The organism is Bacillus sp. EKM501B (genome assembly GCF_011800505.1).
GTDB lineage: Bacteria > Bacillota > Bacilli > Bacillales > Bacillaceae_G > Bacillus_A > Bacillus_A cereus.
This window is the reverse complement of the sequence record NZ_JAALFZ010000011.1, coordinates 51,289-72,857: the sequence shown is the minus strand read 5'-3', so window position 1 is coordinate 72,857 and position 21,569 is coordinate 51,289. Positions and strand designations below refer to the sequence as shown.

The following is a 21,569-nucleotide window of genomic DNA, read 5'->3' as shown; positions in this document are numbered from 1 at the left end:
GCTTTTGTGTTCTTCTTAGGTAGACGTTCTAAAAAAGAGGACGATAACGAAAAATAATATATTGATAGTGTAAAAAGAAAATAATGGATGTTTTACTATGAAAAATATATAATGGCTTTGTCTGTTATTTGTTGTAGTTCATTTATATTTCTATTTGTTGACCCGAATCTCGGGTCTTTTTTTTATGAAATGAATTGCTATATGTCAGTGATTAGAAAAATAGAATATATATTCATGCTGTAATACTGGTAGCACCAGTAAACTCGGTGCTACCAGTAGGTTCGTTTTCCGGCACAACGAAAGCATTTACGTTGGTACAGGTGGTGCTTTCACATTTCTCTATTTTTCTGTGGTCGATTGTATTGTGTATATAAATTTAAAAAATGATAGCGTTAGAGCCACCATTTCTCCTGCGGAAGCAAAATAACATCCACATCAAAATTTTCTTTAAACCAATCATACATCAATGTCTCTTTCACTAAATATTCAGAGGCAGAGTGTGACACACCAATTAGAGACATATTCGTTTCTTTTACATAATCCATAATGAGCGAGTATTTATGTCGGCCGTAATCATTGTCGATATGGCAGTGGATTTCTCCTGTAATATATGCTTCAGCACCTTTTTCTTCTGCTTCCTTCATTAAAGATACAACATCGCCACACCCAGCGATAATTGCGATTTTTTTAATGGAATCATGTCGTTTACCTTCGAAGTCTGTGTAAGGAATCTGGAAGAGTTGTTTTAGATGTTTTTGGAGTGCTTCTGTTGATGTTTCATCTATTTCACAAATAAGGCCAATTGGTTCTTGTTCTGGACCTCCATATGCAAAGTCGTCCACTACAGTAGCGTTTAATGCTTTTGCAATTGAAATACTCGTTCCATGCGTTTGATGAAAATCCATTGGTACGTGACATGTATATATAGAAAGTTGTTTTTCTTTTATTCCTTGCAAATATTTTTCAGGAATTGGTATGAAACCGCGACCTGATCTTCCAAGCGGATCACCACACTCCATTACAAGGGGATGGTGCATAAAGAGTAAATCACCAGGTGTGGATTGTGAAATGAATGTTTCGAGAACGTCATCTGTAGGGAATACAGCTAAAAATACTTTGTTTACATTTTCAGATCCGTGCATCATAAGGCCGTTAAATAAATCTACAAAATTTGCTTCGAAAAATTGTTGCCAAGGAAATTTGATAGGATCATATACGGCTGGGATAAATCGACTAAAGGCACTATCTTTTCCGTATTTTTCAATTTGGAATAAGTGATTGAGTGATTGCTCTATTTTTTTTAAGGCTGGCATGTTTGATAATCCTCCTTAAGATGATTCTTGCTTTATGAGTTGTTTGTATTCTTCGTAGTAAAATAAGAAGTGGATAGGTAACAAATAAAACCTAGGATCCAGCTAATAGAAGGAGAATAGGGAAGTACATGCTGTAATAGCATTCCGCTAGAAATGAAGAAACTACTAAATAGACCTAATAACATAGGATATCGTTGTAGTTTGAACACGGATAGTAAACATCCTTTCTCCTGCATGAACTACTCATAAAAGCTCGATTGCTGAAACTTTATCACATACATTGTATATTAGTCTTAATTTTCTGTATATAACTTTTGAGAAAAATGGTGATACAATATATGAATGATAAGAGAAGAGAGGATGAAGATTAACGTATGTACGTTACTGTAACAGAAGCAGCATATAAAAAGATTATGGATACGATTCCAAGTGAAGCGAAATATATAAAGTTATTTTACGATAATGAAGGTTGCGGTTGTGTTATGAGCGGAATTATCGATTTAGTAGCTGTAGCAGAGAAAGATGAGCGCGATGTGGATATTGAATCAAGCACAATGAACTTTATCGCTGATCGTACAAAGCTTGTATTTATGGATGATAAGTTAACTGTTGATTGGCATGAAGGTGGAGGAACTTTTCAGTTAAAGAGCCCGAGCCAGTTTTATAATCCAAATATGAAGTTACACGTTCGAATATAGTAAAGGAAAGGTGATTCCAAAATGTATTTTGGAATCACCTTTTTTATTTTATAAGTCGCTATTATTGTCGATTTTTGTTGATAAGTCGATATATTGAAAAAATCGCTGATATAAATGGAGTTGCGCTGATATATTTGGGAAATCGCCGATATAAATGGAGTTGCGCCGATATATTCAGAAAATCGCCGATATAATTTCATTTACCAAAACGTTTCAATAGTAAAAAGATTTTTTCACATAATGAAATGTACATGTGATTGAATTTTCTGTATAATCTTCTTTGCGGAGGGGATACGCATGAGAAGATGGGGAATTGAGTTGTTAATTTTAAGTGTTGTTATTATTTGGGGGATTAACTATACAATTGCGAAGTATGGACTTTTAGAATTTACAGCAATTGAGTTTACTGCACTTCGCATGATGGCGGCGGCACCGCTTCTGTTACTCCTTACCTTTTTTATTGAAAAGTCGGTTTATATGGAGCGAAAGGATATACCTAGATTAATTATCGTTAGCATTGTAGGTATTGTACTGTATCAAACGTTATTTATGGAAACTGTCAAATATACATCTGCTACAAATGCCTCTTTACTCATTTCTATTTCACCTATTTTTACAACTGCATTTGCGATTTTCTTGAAACAAGAAAAGTTTTCTTCTCGAAAGTTAATCGGTTCTATGACTGCCTTTGTTGGTGCAGCATTAGTTTTAGTAGCAGGACATTCGCTTACTAGTTCTTTTTATGGCAATGGAATTGGACTTATTACATCAATATGCTGGGGGCTTTATCCTGTTTTAGCAGGACCATTAATTAAAAAATATTCAGCATTACGTGTTACAGCATGGTCTGCATTAGTGGGTGCGATTCCGCTATTAGTGTTAAGTGGTCCACATGTGTTTGTCATGCCATTTCACATTACTCACGGAATGACACTATTTGCTTTACTATATTCTATTTTCTTTGTAACAGTATTTGGTCTAGTAATGTGGTATGTTGGTGTTCAAAAAATTGGGGCGTCACATACGATGGTATATATGTATATAACGCCGCTTGTAGCTGTTTTATTTGCAGCTGTCTGGGCAAATGAATATGTATCGTTTCAACAAATCATCGGTGGAATTATCATTTTTGTCGGTCTATGGTTTGTGAAATCGGAGAAAGTAAAAGTTCATTCTATTGCAGGGGAACCTATATCAAAATAGGAAAACAGATCACCTATGATCTGCTTTCCTATTTTTTTATTTTTGGTAAGAAGATGAGAAATAAGATAGCAGTAATAAGTGGAATTAAGTTTAAAAATGGAATACGGAAGAGTGTAATAAGAATAATACCTGGAAGAAGAACACCGAGGACAGCGTAAAAAATGCTATGGTTTTTCGTGTACCAATACAATGAAAGTCCAATAAGTGCAGGGATAATGAGGTGAATGAGAGCCATTAAAAAATAAATCATTAGACGCCCCCTTTATTTGTGTGTTTATTACATCATATCCGTATGTTCATAGATTGATATCATTTTTTTCATAAATGGACGAAAAAAGTTTGAAAAACCGTCACAAAATATGAGAATATGATGTTTGAAATCTTGTATAATATTATTTCCTAAAAACATTTAAACAACATAAACATACTGTTTATGTTTTTTTTAATTTGAGTGAAATGGATGTAAGGAATATGAATTTGAAAGAAATTTTTTGTTGGATAGATAAGAACGAATGAAGAGAGGTACAGCATGATTAGTATGTCACTAAGATCATTTAAAATCCAATCGTATTATATACTAGGTATTTTGTTACTAGGTTGGATGTTAACACCTTTTTCGGCACATTTTTTAGGCGCTGGAATTGGGCTTATTGTAAGTATGTATTGCGTTTGGCTTTTAGGGAGAAGAATTGAGAAGCTTGGAGATAGTATTGTAAAGAAGACGAAAGCACCGACACTCGGTATGTTTAACCGTTTTGTAGCTGCCATTTTGGGTGCTATTATTATGTACGAAATTGAGCACCACATGGTTATGTGGGCATTTGCAGTAGGGATTATGGGTGGTTATTTCTTAATCGTTGTTAATTTAGGATACTATAGCATGAAAGATGAGAAAGAACTAACAAAGAGCTAAAAAAGATAAAAGACTTCTTTTTAGATGGAATAGATGATCCAGCCACGGATAGAAGCGGTCAGGGCCTTTTTTGCTCCCATGTGGTGTGAAACCAGAGAGATGTAGCGAGTAGGAATATAATGTATAAATTTGCAGCTGTAATTTTATAATCTAAGTCACAGATGAAGAGATTAGCGCTTCACTTTATATAAGATATAGAAAGAAGCTTACGTTTTCACGTAAGCTTCTTTTTTATGTAAGTGTGTGTAACCGTTAAGCCGCATTGGGTTTTGTCGGTGAGTACGCGAAACTTTACGGTTACACGACACTTATTCATATGAGTAAAGGGTTATTCCAACAGAAAGTTTTAATTTAAGCGATTGGACCGCCTAAGTTAATAATGTCTTCAGATACGCTGTCGAACTTTTTGAAGTTAGCTTTGAATTCATTTGCAAGTTCGATTGCTTTTGCTTTGTAAGCAGCTTTATCAGCCCAAGTTTGTTCAGGCATTAACACTTCGTCAGGTACACCTGGTACGTGAAGTGGAACTTCAAGACCGAAGATGTCATGTTTAGCTGTTTCAGTTTTCGCAAGTTCACCGTTTAATGCAGCTTGAATCATTGCACGAGTGTAACCTAAGTTCATACGTTTACCAACGCCGTATTCGCCACCAGTCCAGCCAGTGTTTACTAAGAATACTTTCGCATCGTGTTTCTCAATTTTTTCACCAAGCATTTCAGCATAGCGAGATGCATCAAGTGGTAAGAATGGTGAACCGAAGCAAGTTGAGAATGTTGCTTGCGGAGATGTAACACCGCGCTCTGTTCCTGCTAGTTTACTAGTGTAACCACTTAAGAAATGATACATAGCTTGTTCTTTTGATAACTTACTGATTGGAGGCAATACGCCAGATGCATCAGCAGTTAAGAAAATGATTGTATTTGGGTGTCCAGCAACACTTGGCAGTACGATATTGTCGATCGCATGCATAGGGTATGCAGCACGAGTATTTTCTGTTAAAGTAGTATCGTTATAGTCTGCGATACGCGTTTGGTCATTAATGATAACGTTTTCTAAAACAGATCCAAATGTGATTGCATCGAAAATTTGTGGTTCTTTCTCGTGAGAAAGGTTTACACATTTCGCGTAGCAACCGCCTTCAATATTGAATACACCGTTATCAGACCAACCGTGCTCATCATCACCAATTAATTTACGGTTTGGATCAGCAGATAATGTTGTTTTACCTGTTCCAGATAAACCGAAGAATAATGCTACATCGCCTTCTTCACCTACGTTTGCAGAACAGTGCATAGAAAGAATATCTTGTTCAGGTAATAAGAAGTTCATAATAGAGAAGATTGATTTTTTCATTTCTCCAGCGTATTCTGTACCACCAATTAATACGATGCGTTTTTCGAATGAAACCATAATGAATGCTTCAGAGTTTGTACCGTCAACAGCTGGATCAGCTTTGAAATTCGGTGCAGAAACAATTGTGAATTCTGATTCATGAGTCGTTAATTCTTCTTCAGTTGGACGAATGAATAATTGATGTACAAATAAATTGTGCCATGCATATTCGTTAATAACTTGAATTGGTAGGCGGTAATTGCGGTCAGCGCCTGCAAATCCTTTGAAGACGAATAACTCTTCTTTTTCTTTTAAGTATTCTAAAACTTTAGTATATAATTTATTAAAATGTTCTTCAGAAATCGGTTGGTTCACAGCTCCCCAAGCAATTTTGTCAGCAACCGATGCTTCTTTCACAATAAATTTATCTTTAGGAGAACGTCCTGTATATTTTCCTGTTGAAGCAGAAACGGCACCAGTAGAAGTTAATTTCCCTTCATTTCGCATTAATACTTTTTCCACTAATTGCGGAACACTTAGTTGAATCTGTGCATTGCTTCCGTTCAATAATTCGTGTAAACCAATTTGGACATTCACAGTACTCATATTTATATACCATCCTTTTCATTTAATGAAATATTTCTCGTAATCCCCAACAAGAGTATAACACAATTATATAAATAATGTATACTATTTATTTCTTTTTGTTTGTGTGAATGCATTATTTCCTTATTAATATTTCATTTCAGGCGTATTGAGAAAAACTTTCAGGAAAATGTGAATATTAATTGACAAATGAATATCATTTCTTTAGTATAGGTTGGGACGGATACTCTCTTATCCCGAGCTGGCGGAGGGACAGGCCCGATGAAGCCCAGCAACCTCACTTGTATTGATAAATGCAGGTGAATAGGTGCTAAAACCTGTGCGAGGCTACAGGTCTCGAACGATAAGAGCGAAGGGCAAAAAGCAGTATGCAAGTAGCAAATTAAACCTTTCCTCTATGTAAAGTAGGAAAGGTTTTTCTGTATGCTTGTGTGGGAGAATAAATGTATGTCGCAGTTTGTGGCAAATTAAGGATGAGTTCCGTACAATATATACAATTACTGTAGGGAGGTTTACCACATGACAAAAAAACGTCATCTGTTCACATCTGAGTCTGTAACTGAAGGACATCCAGATAAAATTTGTGACCAAATTTCTGATTCAATTTTAGATGCGATCTTATCAAAAGACGCAAATGCACGTGTAGCTTGTGAAACAACTGTAACAACTGGTTTAGTATTGGTAGCGGGGGAAATTACGACTTCTACTTACGTAGATATTCCGAAAATCGTTCGTGAAACAATTCAAGGCATTGGTTACACACGCGCAAAATACGGATTCGATGCAGAAACTTGTGCTGTTTTAACATCTATCGATGAGCAGTCTGCTGACATCGCTATGGGTGTTGACCAAGCGCTAGAAGCACGCGAAGGTCAAATGACTGACGCTGAGATTGAGGCAATTGGTGCAGGAGACCAAGGTTTAATGTTTGGTTTTGCATGTAATGAAACACAAGAATTAATGCCACTTCCAATCTCGCTTGCTCACAAATTAGCTCGCCGTTTAACTGAAGTACGTAAAGATGATACATTATCATACTTACGTCCAGATGGAAAAACGCAAGTTACAGTTGAGTATGATGAAAATGGTAAACCAGTACGTGTTGATACTATCGTAATTTCTACACAACATCACCCAGATGTTACATGGGAAGAAATCGATCGCGACTTAAAAGAGCACGTAATTAAAGCTGTAGTACCAGCAGAATTAATGGATGGAGAAACGAAATTCTTCATTAATCCAACTGGCCGCTTCGTAATTGGTGGACCACAAGGTGATGCTGGTTTAACAGGACGTAAAATCATCGTTGATACTTACGGTGGATACGCTCGCCACGGTGGCGGTGCATTCTCTGGTAAAGATGCAACAAAAGTTGACCGTTCTGCAGCATATGCAGCTCGTTATGTTGCGAAAAACATCGTAGCAGCTGGTCTTGCTGAAAAAGCAGAAGTACAACTTGCATACGCAATCGGTGTAGCACAACCAGTATCAATTTCAGTTGATACATTCGGCACTGGTAAAGTATCTGAAGACGTACTAGTAGAACTAGTTCGTAACAACTTCGATCTTCGCCCGGCTGGTATTATTAAAATGTTAGACTTACGTCGCCCAATTTACAAACAAACAGCAGCTTACGGCCACTTCGGACGTACTGATGTAGATCTATCATGGGAACGTACAGACAAAGCTGCAGCTTTAAAAGAGCAAGCTGGTCTATAATATATGAAAAAAAGCTTTGCGCGGTGAGCGCAAAGCTTTTTTTATTTATAATTACGTTGGAATAAAGCGAAGAGTTCAATGTCATGCCAAGTGCCGTTGCGGAATATAGCTTCTTTACAAGTTCCTTCATGTTGAAAACCAAGTGATTTATATAATTTAACTGCTCTATCGTTAAAAGAAAATACTCGTAAAGAAAGGCGATGTAAATTTAATTCTAAAAATGCATAATCCAATAATAGGGTTAAAGCTTCCTGCCCATAACCTTGCCCCCAGTAATCCTTTTTACCAATATCAATAATGCATTCAGCGTTTCGATTATACGAATCAATATGAATTAAAGAAGTAATACCAATTGGAAGATGCGTAGCTTTTTCTTCAATGATATAGCTCTTAGAGTTCGAAGAATGAATAAATTGCCGGCAAAGTTTTTCTGTGTCTTGAAAGGAATGTTTATCAAGAGTGAGTGTAGTTGAACTCATAACGTCTATATCATTATGCCATTTATAATATGTTAGAATATCATCTTCGGAAAACTTTCGTAACTGGATACGGTTGGATTCAAACAATGTAAACACCCCTTTTGTATTTACTGGTTTTTGTTCATTATCTCAACACACGAACTACAATAAATTTGTCCTTCTAATTCAATATACTTTTTCATATTCGTCATGCCATTCGCCGGAAAGGGCATATGAATCCACGCTTTTTCATACGTTTGTATTTCTGTTTTACATGATTTACAAAAGATTGATTTCTTTTTGAACATATGTAATCAACCTTTCATTTGACGTGCTTTACTTGCGCAAAAGGCACTACTTAGTAAAAATAGTGTCGCGAATATAATGCTTACTAATGTAGCGTATGGAATTGCGCCTTTTAAGGAAAAGCCGACAGTGATTGAAGCGATGAATAAGAGGATAAATGTTGTTGTTAATTTTTTATAAAGTTCCATACTATGTAGACCTCCAATTTATTTTTTAGTACAAGTTTTAAAATTGAATTCTATTATGTAGAAAATATAAAGAGTAGCTAAAGATGTGTAGTCTAGGAGTATAAGAAAGTACACTTTCCTTTTTGTGGGTTAGTATACTTATATTGTATCATGGCGCATGATTGGCTTCATACATAATTGTGTAAAGGTATGTATGATAAAATGAAGAAAAGTCTTTAAGAAAGGAAAGATAAAAAATGAGTGTAACTGAACATAAAAAACAAGCCCCCAAAGAAGTGCGTTGCAAGATTGTTACGATTTCCGATACACGTACGGAAGAAACAGATAAGAGCGGACAACTATTACATGAATTGTTAAAAGAAGCGGGACATAAAGTAACTTCTTATGAAATTGTAAAAGATGATAAAGAAAGTATTCAGCAAGCGGTGTTAGCTGGTTATCATAAGGAAGATGTAGATGTTGTATTAACAAATGGCGGTACTGGTATTACGAAACGTGATGTCACAATTGAAGCAGTATCAGCGTTATTAGATAAAGAAATTGTTGGATTTGGTGAGCTGTTCCGTATGATTAGTTATTTAGAAGATATCGGAAGCAGCGCAATGTTAAGTAGAGCGATTGGTGGTACAATTGGGCGCAAAGTAGTCTTCTCGATGCCAGGGTCTAGCGGAGCGGTTCGACTTGCGATGAATAAATTAATTTTACCGGAATTAGGCCATATTACATTTGAGCTGCATCGCCAATGAGTAAGTGTGCTGGAATTGTATTAGCGGGCGGTATGTCGAGTAGATTTGGTGAGCCGAAAGCGTTAGCAATTTGGAAGGGAACTACTTTTGTTGAGCATATTGTGAAAGTGATGGGAACTACTTTGCAAGACATTGTAGTAATTAGCCATACTGATATAAAAGAGCGAGTAGAGCAATTCGTACAAGTTCCTGTTATAGAAGATATCCCGCACTATAAAGGAAATGGACCGCTTGCGGGCATTGTATCAGGTATGGAATACATAGAAGCAGATTGGTACGCTATTATGCCTTGCGATGCACCAAACGTTTCGCATCAATGGTTTGCCATTTTACTAGAGCAAACGAGCAATGAATATGATGCGGTTGTACCTATTATTAATGGAAGAAAACAACCGCTACTTGCGGCGTATCATAACCGCGTGAAAGAAAAGATTTATGCTTTACTTCAGGAAGAAAAAAGAAGTATGGGCCAGCTTTTATCACTATGTAATGTGAAGTATGTTTCTGGAGAAGATGTACAAGCGAATGCGGATTGGTTTATAAATGTAAATACGAAAGAAGAATATGTGCAGGCTCAAAAAGACCTTTCAAATGAATGAAAGGTTTTTTGATATACAGAATTGGGGAACAATTGCTGTATAAAGGTATGTGAGTAAGTTGATTTTAAGGGGAATTCTTAAAATCATTATACAGTTTAAAATACTGTATAACCATATATTAATTTTTATGGGTTTTTATTACAAGTCTGTTTAGTTATGTTTATTTTTGATATAATTAATATAGAAATAAAACAATGTTTAACCTTATGTATCATTTATTAAACTAAAATTTATGACCATGTAATAAACTCCCTTCGTTTTTTTGAAGGGAGTTTTTCTATTTAAGCAAGCAACTCTGATGCGTTATGCTGCAGGACTTCTTCATATTGGTTAAGCAAACCGTGAAAGATCTCATCCCAGCTCTTTGATTTCGCAAAAGATGAAGCTGCTATTCCCATCTGCTCAAGTTTTTCTTCATTTTGTAATAAAAAATAAATGGATGATAGAAATGCATCTTCATTTTTAGGCGGACAAAGAACTCCCGTTTTTCCATCTGTAATAATATTTTTAACCCCGCCACTACTTGCACCAATGACAGGTGTACCGCATGCGAGTGATTCAAGTACGACATTTCCGAATGTTTCAGTAGCTGATGGAAACACCATTATGTTAGAACAAGCATATGCTTCAGCTAAATCTGCACTTTGTAAATAGCTAGTAAAAGTGATATTTGTTTTCGGAACAGCTTCACGTAAACTTGTTGCTAGAGGACCGTCTCCTGCAATGAGCCAATGAATATCGTTTCGAGTATGTGCTGTTTTAACGATAAGGTGTTGCAGCGTATCAATATCTTTTTCAGGAGCAATTCGTCCAACATAGGAAAGGACATACTTCGCTGTAATATTATATTTTTTTCGGAATAGGTCTGTATTGTAAGCAGGATGAAAGAGTGTGCAATCTACACCACGTCCCCATATAGAGAGGGTCTGAAAGCCTTTGTTTTTTAATTGATGTAATGTTTCAAAGGAAGGTACAAAATTTTTTTGCATATGACTATGAAACCATTTTAAATAGTTCCACAGCATATTGGAGAGGAATTCGATTTTGTAATAACGTAAATAGGCATCGAAATCAGTATGATAAGAACCGACAACTGGGATGTTTAACTTTTTTGCATAATACAATCCACAAAGTCCCATGTTGAAAGGTGTGGCAATGTGAATAATGTCAGGTTTAAAGGAAAGTAGTTCTCGTTTAATGCGCGGAGTAGGAAAAGAAAAACGACATTCTGGATATAATATTGTTAACGGGATACTTCTCATCTTATTCACATTCGCTACAAAATTATCTTTAGCTGTATGCTGAGGAGCGAAAACAGAATAGGAGATCTGTTCTTTCTGAAAATATTGTGTTAATCGCTCTAACGTTTTCGCAACCCCGTTAACTTGTGGCGTAAAAGTATCGGTAAAAATGGCGACTCTCATCATATCACTCCTTTATGTGAAAAGTGGGATGAATTGATAAAAAGAGATGATGCCAGAGCAAGTGCCAAGGCACATACCGACGAATACATCTGACGGATAGTGAAGTCCTAAATAAATACGTGAAATACCGACGCATAATGCTAACGGTAATAGGAAAGCAAGTAAGCTTGGATTATAGCAAATAAATGGAATGAAGACAGAGAAAACGGCTGTTGTATGACCAGACGGGAAAGAGTGGTCTTTTAATGGATGGACTGGATATTTTGCATCCTGAATTGTTAAATAAGGACGTTTTCGCGGATACCACCTTTTTAATATTTGCACAGGAATATGGCTAATTGCTAACGAAATAGCAGTTGCAATTGCAGCTTGATGCAAAGTTCCCTTTGCGAAAATTAAAAAGAAAAGTGTGAGTGCGATGGAGAAAGTCGCGCCACCGATATGAGTAATATTGCTGAAAAAGATATTTAATGTTTTTTGATCAAAGTAGCGGTTAATTCCTCTGAAAATGTAACATTCTATTTTATATAACCCACTGACCTTCATGAAAATTCTCCTCCCTCATCTACATATATATGGAGATATTAGCTTTTATTTTAATAAGATTTTGTTGAGGGAGTAATAATGTTTTGTAAAGAAAAAGTTAGATTTTATATAAAAAAAGCTGCCAATCTTATGGCAGCGGAAATTTACTTCTGTAATGATTTATAATATTGACCTTTTTCAACGTATTGCGTGCGAATACGCTCCATATCTTTACGGTCTTCTTCTGTTAATTCACGAATGACTTTCGCGGGACGACCGAAAGCTAACGTGTTCGGCGGAATTTTCTTTCCTTGTGAAACGAGGCTTCCAGCGCCGATAAAAGCTCCTTCGCCAATTTCAGCACCATCTAATATAATAGATCCCATTCCAATTAAAGCATCTTTCTTAATATGGCAACTATGTAAAATGACTTGATGCCCAATTGTTACGTCATCTTCTAAAATAAGAGGATGCTGCGGGCTTTGGTGAAGTGTACATTGGTCTTGTACATTTACTCGGTCTCCAATGATTGTCGGTGACACATCACCACGGATGACTGTATTAAACCAAATACTTGATTCCTCGCCAACGGAAACATCGCCTGTAATCGTAACATAGTCAGCGATAAAAGCACTACTCGCAATTTTCGGTTTTTTTTCTTTGTAAGGATATATCATGTAAAGTCTTCCTTTCCTAGAGACTAGTTTTAGTGTATCAAATTATGAGAAAGAGTGAAATGGAGGAGAGCCGTATGTGGAATTATGAAGCGGAGGAAGCAAAAGCGGTCATTGTTATTGTGCACGGCGCAATGGAATATCACGGACGTTACGAAGCCGTTGCGGAAATGTGGAATCATATCGGCTACCACGTCGTGATGGGGGATCTTCCGTCACATGGAACGACTTCAAGAAATAGAGGACATATTGATTCATTTGATGAATACATAGAGGAAGTTAAATTATGGGTGAAAGAAGCAAGAAAGTATAGGTTACCTATTTTTCTATTCGGTCATAGTATGGGTGGTCTTATTGTCATTCGTATGATGCAAGAAACGAAGAGAGAAGATGTAGAAGGTATTATTTTGAGTTCGCCTTGTTTAGGGGTAGTGACTGGACCCTCTGCTCCGCTTCAATTTGCTTCAAGAATATTAAATGTTGTGGCTCCAAAATTGCAATTTGCAACGAATCTTACGGTGGAAATGTCAACACGTAACCATGAAGTGAGAGATGCAATGGAGAATGATTCTTTGTTCTTGCGCAAAGTATCAGTACGTTGGTATAGTGAATTGATTAAGTCTATCGAAATTGCTCATAAAAAAATAGATGATTTTCCAGATGTTCCGCTCTTGCTAATGCAAGCTTGTGAGGATAAACTTGTAGATAAAACACGTGTCCGCACTTGGTTTGATAATGTTAAAATAAGTGATAAGGCTTTTAAAGAATGGCCGAATTGTTATCACGAGCTATTAAATGAGTATGAGCGTGATGAAATTTTGAGTTATATTCAGTCATTTACTGAAATGCATGTCAATAATATAGTAAAAACAAACAAATAAATCATTATTTGTACATTTAATAGAGGAGATGAAGGAAGAAGTGAACGTACCGAGTAATCCCATAACGCTCATGGCGAAAGTATACCGTGATGTGTTTCCGGTTGTACACCATGAGCTAGCGATGTGGAAAGAGCGTGCCTACCATATTCCGAATGATGAGCTTCATAGTCAGGCAATCGCAAGTATTGAGCATAAAACGTTTCATTGCGAGGGCGGTGGCATTTTAGCTCTGCTAGCAAATGAACACCGAGAAGAATGTATTCGTTTTATCGTAGCGTATCAAACGATCAGCGACTATTTAGATAATTTATGTGATCGCAGTACATCACTTGATCCAAATGATTTTGCCGCACTGCATGAATCGATGTTAATGGCATTATCACCTGAAGTAGAAGGCGGCGGTAATTATTATCGTTATCGTGATGATCAAGATGATGGTGGTTATTTAGATGAACTTGTTGAAACATGCCAAGATGTTTTAAAGAAAACGAAGCACTATGATAAAATTGCTCCTGTTCTTCATGAACTTGCTTGTTATTATTGTGATTTACAAATTCATAAACATGTAAAATTAGAAGAAAGAGAACCACGATTACAAAAGTGGTTTGAAGCGCATAAAGAAAACTTACCAGAGATGAGTTGGTTTGAATTTTCAGCATGTGCCGGTTCTACGCTTGGAATCTTCTGTCTTGTCGCATATGCCTTTCATGATGAATTACATGATGAAGATATTGCGAAAATTAGACAAGGATACTTCCCTTACGTACAAGGGCTTCATATCTTACTTGATTATTTCATTGATCAAGAAGAAGACCGTATAGGCGGAGATTTGAATTTCTGTAGTTATTACGAAAACGAGCAAGCGATATTAGATCGGATGAAACATTTTGTAGAAGAAGCGGAGAAGAGCATTGGTGATTTGCCTCATGCGAAGTTTCATCGCCTTATAAGCCGAGGGTTACTTGGTATTTATTTATCAGATCAAAAAGTATCAGCACAAAAGAATATGCACAAAATGGCACGGCGCATTGTAAAGTACGGAGGCCTCACTTCACGATTCTTCTATTGGAACGGGAAGATGTACCGAAAGAAAACAGCGCAGTGATGAAGAAAACCACTCATGTAGAGTGGTTTTCTTTTCATTATGATTGTATTTTTGAAAATACATATATAAGAAGTTCAATCGCAAAAATCACTAATACAGATAATCCAAATAAAGGCATGACAGCGCCCAGTATAACCATCATGATAAAGAAAACGAATATACTGTTCTTATCTCTTTGTTTTGGAGGTGCTGCTAATTTTCCTTTCGGCTTTCTTGCTAACCACATTTTTACTCCGTAATAAATAAGAAGTAGTAGAGATAATGTTGTTAGTAAGCATAATATTTTATTTGGCCATCCAAATAAATGTCCTTCATGAAGCGGGATGCCGTAAGTGAACCATTGTGCAAGTAATCCATAATCACGATAGTCCGTTTTGGAAATAAGCTTTCCGCTATATTGATCAAAGTAAGCTGTTATCTCTTCATTTGGTGCAACATGCATACCTGTAATACCAGAACCGCTCGATTTCGAAACAGTGAATACACCTTTCGGATCAGCTGGTAGTGAGATAACGTATGGCTTCTTTATTTCAATTCCTTTTTGTAATTCATCGACAGAAATAGCTTTCGGTTCATTTGAATCCGATTCAGGAGGAGCTTCTTTTCTTGTTGCCCATGGCAATTCTTTTACCTTTGATTCAGGCGGCGCCATATACAATTTCGGATATCCGAGAGATTCATTCGACGACGCAATTTTATAAATTTGGTTACCCATAAATCCTGACCATGGCAATCCAGATGCGACTAGCAGAACGAGTGGAATTGTAAATATAATACCGATAATAGAATGACGTCGTTTTGCTTTTTCTCGCTTATTGGATGCTGGTGTGTTTTTGAACTGTCGTATACTCATATACAAACCAGTTACAATTAAAAAGATTGTCCAGCACGCCGCAAGTTCTACAGTATAGTTGATGACAGTGCCACCAACTAAAAGAGAACTATGTAATTCCCGCATTATATTGGCAAACGTTTCACTTGCATTTTGATCCCCAACAATTTGATTATTACTGTCTAAATACACATACTTTTGTTGCCCTGTATATTCATTTGTAATCGTAAGTCTCGTATTATAATCCCCATTAAACTCACTAATTTTCGCCACACTATAATGTGGATATTTTTTCTCTGTTAAGGAAATAGAATCAGACATCGAAATAGACTCTGTTTGGGCGCTCTTCCCAAAATATAAATCTTTATAGATGAAATCTTCAACTTCCTCCCGAAATAAATACCCAATTCCGCTCAGTGACAAAGTAATAAGAAGCGGCGTAATAAAAAGCCCAGCATAAAAATGCCAACGCCAAAAAATGTAATGAAGCGAACGATTTACTTTCATACTCTTAGTTCCCCTAACCTTCCCTATATGAATAACTACTTATTTAATATAGCGAGATTAAGTGTGATTACTTTGAAAGAATTGTGAAGAAAGTTAAAAGTTTGTGGGATTTTTATTAAACATAAAACACATTTTAGAAGGAGTGTTTTCTATGTTTATGAAGATCTCTTTATATTTGATAAGTACATCCTAACAACCGCTTTCGCAAGACATTGAGAAGAATCAACAAAATCCTCACTAGCCACAACATTCAAATCAGTACATGCGATAATTGCGGTATCTACTTCATCCTTCAATTGCACAACGAGTGCGTTCCATAATTTGCGAGCTTCTTCAACTTCTCCGCTTTTAATATACGTAATAATTTGATTAATCATCGTTTGCCATTTTTCATAATGAATGTATTCTATATTCCGCTTTGCAATCCCGTCTTGATAAATACCAGCTTGAACTGTCGCTTCCGTTGCAAGAAGAGCGACTCTTTTTGTAGTTTCAGGAATTGCTTGTAACGTCTCATCGACTATATTTAAAATCGGAATGGACAGAGAATGCTGTAATTCCTCGAAATAAAGATGCGCCGTATTGCACGGCATAGCGATAAAGCTTGCGCCAGTACTTTCAAGTTTTTGTGCTCCTTCAATAATCGCTTTTTTCATCGCTTCGTGATCAATAGGGCGATCCATGTAAAACGGTGTTGGGCATGAATAAATCATCATATGAGGAAAGTCCATATCATGCTTTGCTCCGTATATTGTTTGACACCCTGCTACAACTGTATCGACGAATGGTCCAGTTGATTTTGGCCCCATTCCTGCTAGTATTCCGATCATTGTGTCGTCTCCTTTAAGAATGTTTATATCCATTATATAGGAGGATAACAAAAAGACGTGCAATGAGTGCACGTCTTTTTTTGTTATGTTTTGTCGAACAATCGATATATCCGAGAAATCGTTGATATATTGTAAGTTATGATAGATATATCGAAAAAATCGTTGATATATCCCGAGTTACGATAGATATAATTGAAAAATCGTTGATATATTACCCCGTATTAACGGGCAGTAAAACTCCCACCTTAAAATTCGGCTGGAGCAAAGAAGTTAGTTGGGAAATAAACTGCCCATAAATGCCCGATTGGTTCAACTAATAATCAGTGGGGATTCCCCCCACTGATTAAAGTTTCACTTTATCGTTTCTCAATCGCCACAATAAATGGCGGGTTGTTTTGTTGGTTAATGAAGCCATATCGCAGTACGTGAGCTTGTTTTTGGTCTAGCTCTTCTGCAAATTTGAGAACAGCGTCGCGTTCTACTTGTCCTTCTGGGTGTCCGTGGTAAATGACGAGGACGATGATACCTTCAGGTGCCATTACTTCTAGTAATTGTTCAATTGCCGAAATTGTTGAGTTCGGTTTTGTAACGATATGCTTGTCACCGCCAGGAAGGTAACCTAAGTTGAAGATAGCGCCTGTTACTTTTCCTTTTGCGTCTTCTGGTAGTACGGATAGAAGTGTATCGTGACTATCGTGAACTAAAACAGTACGTTCAAAAAGTTCTTTTTCTTTTAGACGAGTTGTTGAGCTTTCAATCGCTTCTTTTTGAATATCAAATCCAAATACTTTTCCGCTATCCCCAACGATTTCAGCTAGGAAGCAAGTGTCATGGCCGTTTCCTAAAGTTGCATCTACAGCGTAGTCGCCTTCTTTAACAGCCGTTTGCAGCAGTGTGCGAGCAAACGGTAATACACGTTCTAATTTCATTGTTGTTTCTCCTCATTTGCATATTTTCCTTGCCAGCTTCCGCGGCGTACAAATTCTGCATCGATGGAATTTAATACTTCCCATTTATTTAAGCTCCACATTGGACCAATCATTAAATCAGGTGGGCCGTCACCTGTGATACGGTGCACAATTACGTCTTCTGGAATAATTTCAAGTTGGTCAACAACAAGACTTACGTAATCCTCAAGAGAAAGGAATTCGAGTTGTCCTTTTTCATATTGCTTCACCATTGGCGTTCCTTTTAATAAGTGAAGTAAGTGGATTTTAATTCCTTGTACATCAAGTTTCGCTACTTCACGAGCTGTTTCCATCATCATGTCGTAATCTTCAAGTGGAAGACCGTTAATAATATGAGAGCAAACTCTAATGCCGTGCTTACGTAATTTATTTACGCCTTCCACGTAAGACGGATAATCGTGAGCGCGATTAATAAGGTTTGCGGTGCGTTCATGAACGGTTTGTAGTCCAAGTTCAACCCAAAGATACGTACGTTTATTTAAGTCCGCTAAATATTCAACGACATCGTCTGGTAAACAATCTGGACGAGTTGCGATAGAAAGACCGACAACATCTTTTTCTGCTAGAAGCGGTTCGAATTTTTCTTTTAACACTTCAAGTGGTGCGTGTGTATTTGTGTACGCTTGGAAATAAGCGATACATTTTCCATCTTTCCACTTTGAGCGCATTTTTTCTTTCATTTCATGATATTGTGTTATAACATCATCGCGGCGATCACCAGCGAAGTCGCCAGATCCGGCAGCGCTGCAAAATGTACAACCACCGTAAGCAACTGTACCATCACGGTTCGGACAATCGAAGCCAGCATCTAATGAAACTTTAAAGATTTTTTCACCAAATTCATTTCGTAAATGGTAATTCCATGTATGATAACGTTTATTGTCGTTTGTATATGGAAAAGGGTTTTGAACCTTCATTATTTTCCCTCCTAAGCCGAGTCAAAATGAAACAAAATCCATTATAACATACTCATAAGGTAGAGATGGAAGGGACACACTAAAGGGGAATTGAAGCAAGGAGGGACAATTATGGCAGAGCGTCAATCACTTGAATCGTATATTACACAAGCGGAACAAGCGGTGGAATATGCAAAAGAACAATTAGAACAAGGCATGAGACAAGAGCATTACAATACGATGGAGTATTCAGATGCACAGTTACAATTAGAACAAGCGTATAACGATTTACAAACGATGCAACAACATGCGAATGATGAGCAACGTGAGCAATTAAATAGAGCACGTATGGCAATTCGCCAATTGCAACATCAAATGATTATTACACCGCACTAATAAGGAGTGAATGTAATGGCGAAACGTTCAGATCAAAATAACCCAGAGCAAAAAACACAAAATGGACATAACGCTGAGTTTTCGAATGAACTTGATCCCATTGTTCAAGTAAAACAGCGTAATAGTAAAAAAGGACAACCTCAAAAATCAAAACAATCAGAGTAAACCAGGTCGAAATATGACCTGGTTTTATTTTGCTATATGACAATAGTGTAAGATTTCTGTAAGGTTTGCCGATAGTTGTAATTGTCCTTTTCCAGTAGAGTAAGGGAGGATTAAATTTTGGACAAGGAGCTGCTTTATGGGGAACAATATTACAAACAAACGAATTGATGAGTTAGATTACATTCGTGGCTTCGCATTACTGGGGATTATTTTAGTAAATATTTTAGCACTACTTAATATTAAAACTCCAGATCCTAATACAGTAGATGCTAGCTATCAAAGGTTTCTATACTTATTTGTAGAAGGTCGTTTCTTCTCGATTTTCTCATTCTTATTTGGAGTGGGATTCTATATCTTCATTACAAGAGCGATTGCGAAAGGGAAAAATGGATATGTTCTATTTTTCCGCCGCGTAGTTGCATTATTTATTTTTGGTTTGATTCATTACATGTTTCAGCCTGGAGAAGCGTTAACGTTATATGCAATTTGCGGATTAATCGTTTTACCGTTTTATAAAGCGAAAAAACAAGCGAACTTAGTAATTGGTCTTATTTTGACAATAGCCTTTAGTGTAATGGGTGTTAAAGAACTATTACCACTTGGTTTAATTTTATTAGGTCTTGCTGCAGGACAATATCGTGTATTTGAAAATCTTTCAAAAAGCATAAAGCAAGTCGCTATTTTTACAGGCATTATGTTTGTTTTAAGTGTGGCAGCTGTATGGTATCAATATGGACACGTGCCTGCTGGCCCATTTGTAAATATGATATTGATGAATGAAGATGGAACAATGGATGCTGCAAGCCAGTTTCTAAAAATTGGTATTACTGTTGGACCAATTATTTCAGCTTTCTATGTAGGAGCATTAATTTTATTACTTCAGTTAAAACCAGTTCAAACATTATTAGCACCATTGAAATACTACGGTCGTATGGCTTTAACAAATTATATCGGACAAACGGCAATGATTTTAATCGCTGGTAGTGTATTTAACTTTGCAGGTAACTTAACATACATGCAGACGCTATATGTATGTATCGCAATTTATGCAATTCAAATTGTGTTTAGTGTAATTTGGATGAAAATCTTTAAAATGGGTCCATTAGAATGGGTTTGGCGTGTTATTACGTACTGGACGGTAACACCTTTAAAGAAATAAAGTGAAACTTTAATCAGTGGGCTGTTCCTTTCGCGGAACAGCCTATTTTTATTGTCATCATTTGTCGATAAGTCGATATATTTTGGTAATCGCTGATAAAAGTGTAAGAATCGCCGATATATTTGAAAAATCGCTGATAAAAGTGTAAGAACCGCTGATATATTTTAACAATCGCCGATATAATTTCATTTACCGATTTACTATGTCGAAATGCGAACTAGTATGAAAAGCCAAACTTACACGCCCACCTTCTTTATATTACAAAAGTGTAAGGTAAATGTAATGTTAACAAATAGCAGTTCGCCTCTAAAAAGCGCAAAATAGGTAATGGAAAAACAAGCGTAGGAGGATATATATGACGAAACCAGTTGTAGACGTGAAAAACGTTCAAAAAGTGTACGGTAAAAAAGGTGAGAACCAATCACACGCGTTAAAGGGTGTTTCATTCTCAATTCAAGAGGGTGAGTTTGTTGGAATTATGGGACCATCTGGTTCTGGTAAAACGACATTATTAAATGTAATTTCAACGTTAGATAAGGCAACGGGCGGCGTTGTTGAAATTGCGGGAACGGATATTACAAAAATGAAGCAAGGTGAGCTTTCAGATTTCCGTTCGCAAAAATTAGGATTTATCTTCCAAGATTTTAATTTATTAGAGAACTTATCTATTTATGAAAACATTGCACTTCCACTTTCTCTTCAAGGTGTCGCATCACGTAATATTGGACCGAAAGTAGAAAAAGTAGCGGATATGTTAGGGATTACAGAAATACTTCAAAAGTATCCATCTGAAGTATCTGGTGGACAGAAACAACGTTCAGCAGCAGCGCGTGCACTTGTGCATGAGCCGGCAATTATTTTAGGGGACGAGCCAACAGGAGCGCTTGATTCTAAAAATGCAACGAGTTTACTTGATGCGATGACAAACTTAAATAAAGATCAAGGCGTATCGATTATGATGGTTACGCATGATCCATATAGTGCAAGTTACTGTCAGCGTATTTTATTCATTCAAGATGGTGAGCTATATAAAGAAATTCATCGCGGTGGTACGCGTGAAGAGTTCTACAAAGAAATTTTAGATGTACTTGCAGATTTAGGTACACAAAAGGCGTAAGAAAGGAGG

The 21,569-nt window shown here is 36.6% G+C and carries 25 protein-coding genes and 1 riboswitch; of the genes, 12 read left to right on the top strand and 13 right to left on the bottom strand.

Annotated features, from left to right (window positions below; translation table 11 throughout):
* Positions 1 to 392 precede the first annotated feature (392 nt).
* On the bottom strand, positions 393 to 1,313 hold the full coding sequence (locus tag HFD78_RS19495) for a Nif3-like dinuclear metal center hexameric protein (protein ID WP_001111132.1): 921 nt from the start codon (positions 1,311 to 1,313) through the stop codon (positions 393 to 395).
* Positions 1,314 to 1,687: 374 nt separating this feature from the next.
* Here HFD78_RS19495 and HFD78_RS19490 point away from each other — a divergent pair, with 374 nt between their 5' ends.
* Positions 1,688 to 2,011, top strand: coding sequence for an iron-sulfur cluster biosynthesis family protein (locus HFD78_RS19490; protein ID WP_000289569.1), 324 nt, complete (start codon positions 1,688 to 1,690; stop codon positions 2,009 to 2,011).
* A 297-nt stretch (positions 2,012 to 2,308) separates the two neighbouring features.
* Positions 2,309 to 3,214 (top strand): DMT family transporter, encoded by a 906-nt coding sequence (locus HFD78_RS19485; RefSeq protein ID WP_097813947.1) that lies wholly within the window; start codon positions 2,309 to 2,311, stop codon positions 3,212 to 3,214.
* Positions 3,215 to 3,242: 28 nt separating this feature from the next.
* Here the strand turns inward: HFD78_RS19485 and HFD78_RS19480 are convergent, their stop codons facing one another.
* Positions 3,243 to 3,464, bottom strand: coding sequence for a hypothetical protein (locus HFD78_RS19480; protein ID WP_000639042.1), 222 nt, complete (start codon positions 3,462 to 3,464; stop codon positions 3,243 to 3,245).
* Positions 3,465 to 3,743: 279 nt separating this feature from the next.
* On the opposite strand from HFD78_RS19480, the gene HFD78_RS19475 reads away from it, so the two are divergent.
* Complete coding sequence (locus tag HFD78_RS19475) at positions 3,744 to 4,127, top strand: ATP synthase subunit I (RefSeq protein WP_098515659.1); 384 nt, start codon at positions 3,744 to 3,746, stop codon at positions 4,125 to 4,127.
* Between the two features lie 351 nt (positions 4,128 to 4,478).
* Here HFD78_RS19475 and pckA read toward each other — a convergent pair whose 3' ends face one another.
* On the bottom strand, positions 4,479 to 6,065 hold the full coding sequence (pckA, locus tag HFD78_RS19470; protein WP_000108802.1) for a phosphoenolpyruvate carboxykinase (ATP): 1,587 nt from the start codon (positions 6,063 to 6,065) through the stop codon (positions 4,479 to 4,481).
* A gap of 228 nt (positions 6,066 to 6,293) precedes the next feature.
* Positions 6,294 to 6,415: riboswitch (SAM riboswitch) on the top strand.
* Between the two features lie 169 nt (positions 6,416 to 6,584).
* Here pckA and metK point away from each other — a divergent pair.
* On the top strand, positions 6,585 to 7,784 hold the full coding sequence (gene metK, locus HFD78_RS19465; RefSeq protein ID WP_000163123.1) for a methionine adenosyltransferase: 1,200 nt from the start codon (positions 6,585 to 6,587) through the stop codon (positions 7,782 to 7,784).
* A 41-nt stretch (positions 7,785 to 7,825) separates the two neighbouring features.
* Here the strand turns inward: metK and HFD78_RS19460 are convergent, their stop codons facing one another.
* From HFD78_RS19460 to HFD78_RS19455, 3 genes are read right to left on the bottom strand one after another with little or no spacing between them, the layout of a single operon-like run.
* The gene (locus tag HFD78_RS19460) at positions 7,826 to 8,350 is read right to left on the bottom strand and encodes a GNAT family N-acetyltransferase (protein ID WP_000464118.1); all 525 of its coding nucleotides are present in this window, start codon (positions 8,348 to 8,350) and stop codon (positions 7,826 to 7,828) included.
* 20 nt (positions 8,351 to 8,370) lie between these two features.
* A complete protein-coding gene (locus HFD78_RS29565) occupies positions 8,371 to 8,550 on the bottom strand; it encodes a hypothetical protein (RefSeq protein ID WP_000473617.1) in 180 nt (59 codons plus the stop codon).
* Between the two features lie 6 nt (positions 8,551 to 8,556).
* The gene (locus HFD78_RS19455) at positions 8,557 to 8,736 is read right to left on the bottom strand and encodes a hypothetical protein (RefSeq protein ID WP_000424800.1); all 180 of its coding nucleotides are present in this window, start codon (positions 8,734 to 8,736) and stop codon (positions 8,557 to 8,559) included.
* Positions 8,737 to 8,972: 236 nt separating this feature from the next.
* On the opposite strand from HFD78_RS19455, the gene HFD78_RS19450 reads away from it, so the two are divergent.
* Complete coding sequence (locus tag HFD78_RS19450) at positions 8,973 to 9,482, top strand: MogA/MoaB family molybdenum cofactor biosynthesis protein (protein ID WP_000117124.1); 510 nt, start codon at positions 8,973 to 8,975, stop codon at positions 9,480 to 9,482.
* Positions 9,479 to 10,081, top strand: a complete 603-nt coding sequence (locus tag HFD78_RS19445; RefSeq protein WP_000030834.1) for a molybdenum cofactor guanylyltransferase — start codon at positions 9,479 to 9,481, stop codon at positions 10,079 to 10,081. Before HFD78_RS19450 ends, HFD78_RS19445 begins: the two co-directional genes overlap by 4 nt.
* A 281-nt stretch (positions 10,082 to 10,362) precedes the next feature.
* Here HFD78_RS19445 and HFD78_RS19440 read toward each other — a convergent pair whose 3' ends face one another.
* The 3 genes from HFD78_RS19440 to HFD78_RS19430 all read right to left on the bottom strand — a co-directional run bounded on the left by HFD78_RS19440 (position 10,363) and on the right by HFD78_RS19430 (position 12,707).
* Positions 10,363 to 11,505 carry a glycosyltransferase family 4 protein gene (locus HFD78_RS19440; RefSeq protein ID WP_001261607.1) on the bottom strand — a complete coding sequence of 381 codons (1,143 nt, stop codon included), beginning with the start codon at positions 11,503 to 11,505 and terminating at the stop codon, positions 10,363 to 10,365.
* 12 nt (positions 11,506 to 11,517) lie between these two features.
* On the bottom strand, positions 11,518 to 12,051 hold the full coding sequence (locus tag HFD78_RS19435; RefSeq protein ID WP_000868592.1) for a phosphatase PAP2 family protein: 534 nt from the start codon (positions 12,049 to 12,051) through the stop codon (positions 11,518 to 11,520).
* 143 nt (positions 12,052 to 12,194) lie between these two features.
* Positions 12,195 to 12,707 carry a gamma carbonic anhydrase gene (locus tag HFD78_RS19430; protein ID WP_000640184.1) on the bottom strand — a complete coding sequence of 171 codons (513 nt, stop codon included), beginning with the start codon at positions 12,705 to 12,707 and terminating at the stop codon, positions 12,195 to 12,197.
* A gap of 74 nt (positions 12,708 to 12,781) precedes the next feature.
* On the opposite strand from HFD78_RS19430, the gene HFD78_RS19425 reads away from it, so the two are divergent.
* Positions 12,782 to 13,585 (top strand): alpha/beta hydrolase, encoded by an 804-nt coding sequence (locus tag HFD78_RS19425; RefSeq protein ID WP_000267424.1) that lies wholly within the window; start codon positions 12,782 to 12,784, stop codon positions 13,583 to 13,585.
* A 40-nt stretch (positions 13,586 to 13,625) separates the two neighbouring features.
* Positions 13,626 to 14,690 (top strand): tetraprenyl-beta-curcumene synthase family protein, encoded by a 1,065-nt coding sequence (locus HFD78_RS19420; protein ID WP_001102467.1) that lies wholly within the window; start codon positions 13,626 to 13,628, stop codon positions 14,688 to 14,690.
* A 37-nt stretch (positions 14,691 to 14,727) separates the two neighbouring features.
* Here the strand turns inward: HFD78_RS19420 and HFD78_RS19415 are convergent, their stop codons facing one another.
* From HFD78_RS19415 to mnmL, 4 genes are all read right to left on the bottom strand, one after another.
* Positions 14,728 to 16,029, bottom strand: a complete 1,302-nt coding sequence (locus HFD78_RS19415; protein WP_000867838.1) for a PepSY-associated TM helix domain-containing protein — start codon at positions 16,027 to 16,029, stop codon at positions 14,728 to 14,730.
* A 155-nt stretch (positions 16,030 to 16,184) separates the two neighbouring features.
* Entirely contained in the window at positions 16,185 to 16,859 is a 675-nt protein-coding gene (locus HFD78_RS19410; protein ID WP_000579320.1) for an aspartate/glutamate racemase family protein, read from the bottom strand.
* Between the two features lie 356 nt (positions 16,860 to 17,215).
* Positions 17,216 to 17,788, bottom strand: a complete 573-nt coding sequence (gene mnmM, locus HFD78_RS19405) for a tRNA 5-(aminomethyl)-2-thiouridylate-methyltransferase MnmM (protein ID WP_000764497.1) — start codon at positions 17,786 to 17,788, stop codon at positions 17,216 to 17,218.
* Positions 17,785 to 18,744 (bottom strand): tRNA modification radical SAM protein MnmL/YtqA, encoded by a 960-nt coding sequence (gene mnmL, locus HFD78_RS19400; protein ID WP_000868034.1) that lies wholly within the window; start codon positions 18,742 to 18,744, stop codon positions 17,785 to 17,787. Before mnmL ends, mnmM begins: the two co-directional genes overlap by 4 nt.
* 111 nt (positions 18,745 to 18,855) lie before the next feature.
* On the opposite strand from mnmL, the gene HFD78_RS19395 reads away from it, so the two are divergent.
* From HFD78_RS19395 to HFD78_RS19380, 4 genes are all read left to right on the top strand, one after another.
* A complete protein-coding gene (locus tag HFD78_RS19395) occupies positions 18,856 to 19,119 on the top strand; it encodes a YtzC family protein (RefSeq protein ID WP_000840871.1) in 264 nt (87 codons plus the stop codon).
* A gap of 15 nt (positions 19,120 to 19,134) precedes the next feature.
* The gene (locus tag HFD78_RS19390) at positions 19,135 to 19,284 is read left to right on the top strand and encodes a hypothetical protein (protein ID WP_001129340.1); all 150 of its coding nucleotides are present in this window, start codon (positions 19,135 to 19,137) and stop codon (positions 19,282 to 19,284) included.
* 136 nt (positions 19,285 to 19,420) lie between these two features.
* Positions 19,421 to 20,443: a DUF418 domain-containing protein gene (locus HFD78_RS19385; RefSeq protein WP_098219760.1), complete on the top strand. Its 1,023-nt coding sequence runs from the start codon at positions 19,421 to 19,423 to the stop codon at positions 20,441 to 20,443.
* A gap of 355 nt (positions 20,444 to 20,798) precedes the next feature.
* The gene (locus tag HFD78_RS19380) at positions 20,799 to 21,560 is read left to right on the top strand and encodes an ABC transporter ATP-binding protein (protein WP_000165837.1); all 762 of its coding nucleotides are present in this window, start codon (positions 20,799 to 20,801) and stop codon (positions 21,558 to 21,560) included.
* Positions 21,561 to 21,569: the final 9 nt, after the last annotated feature.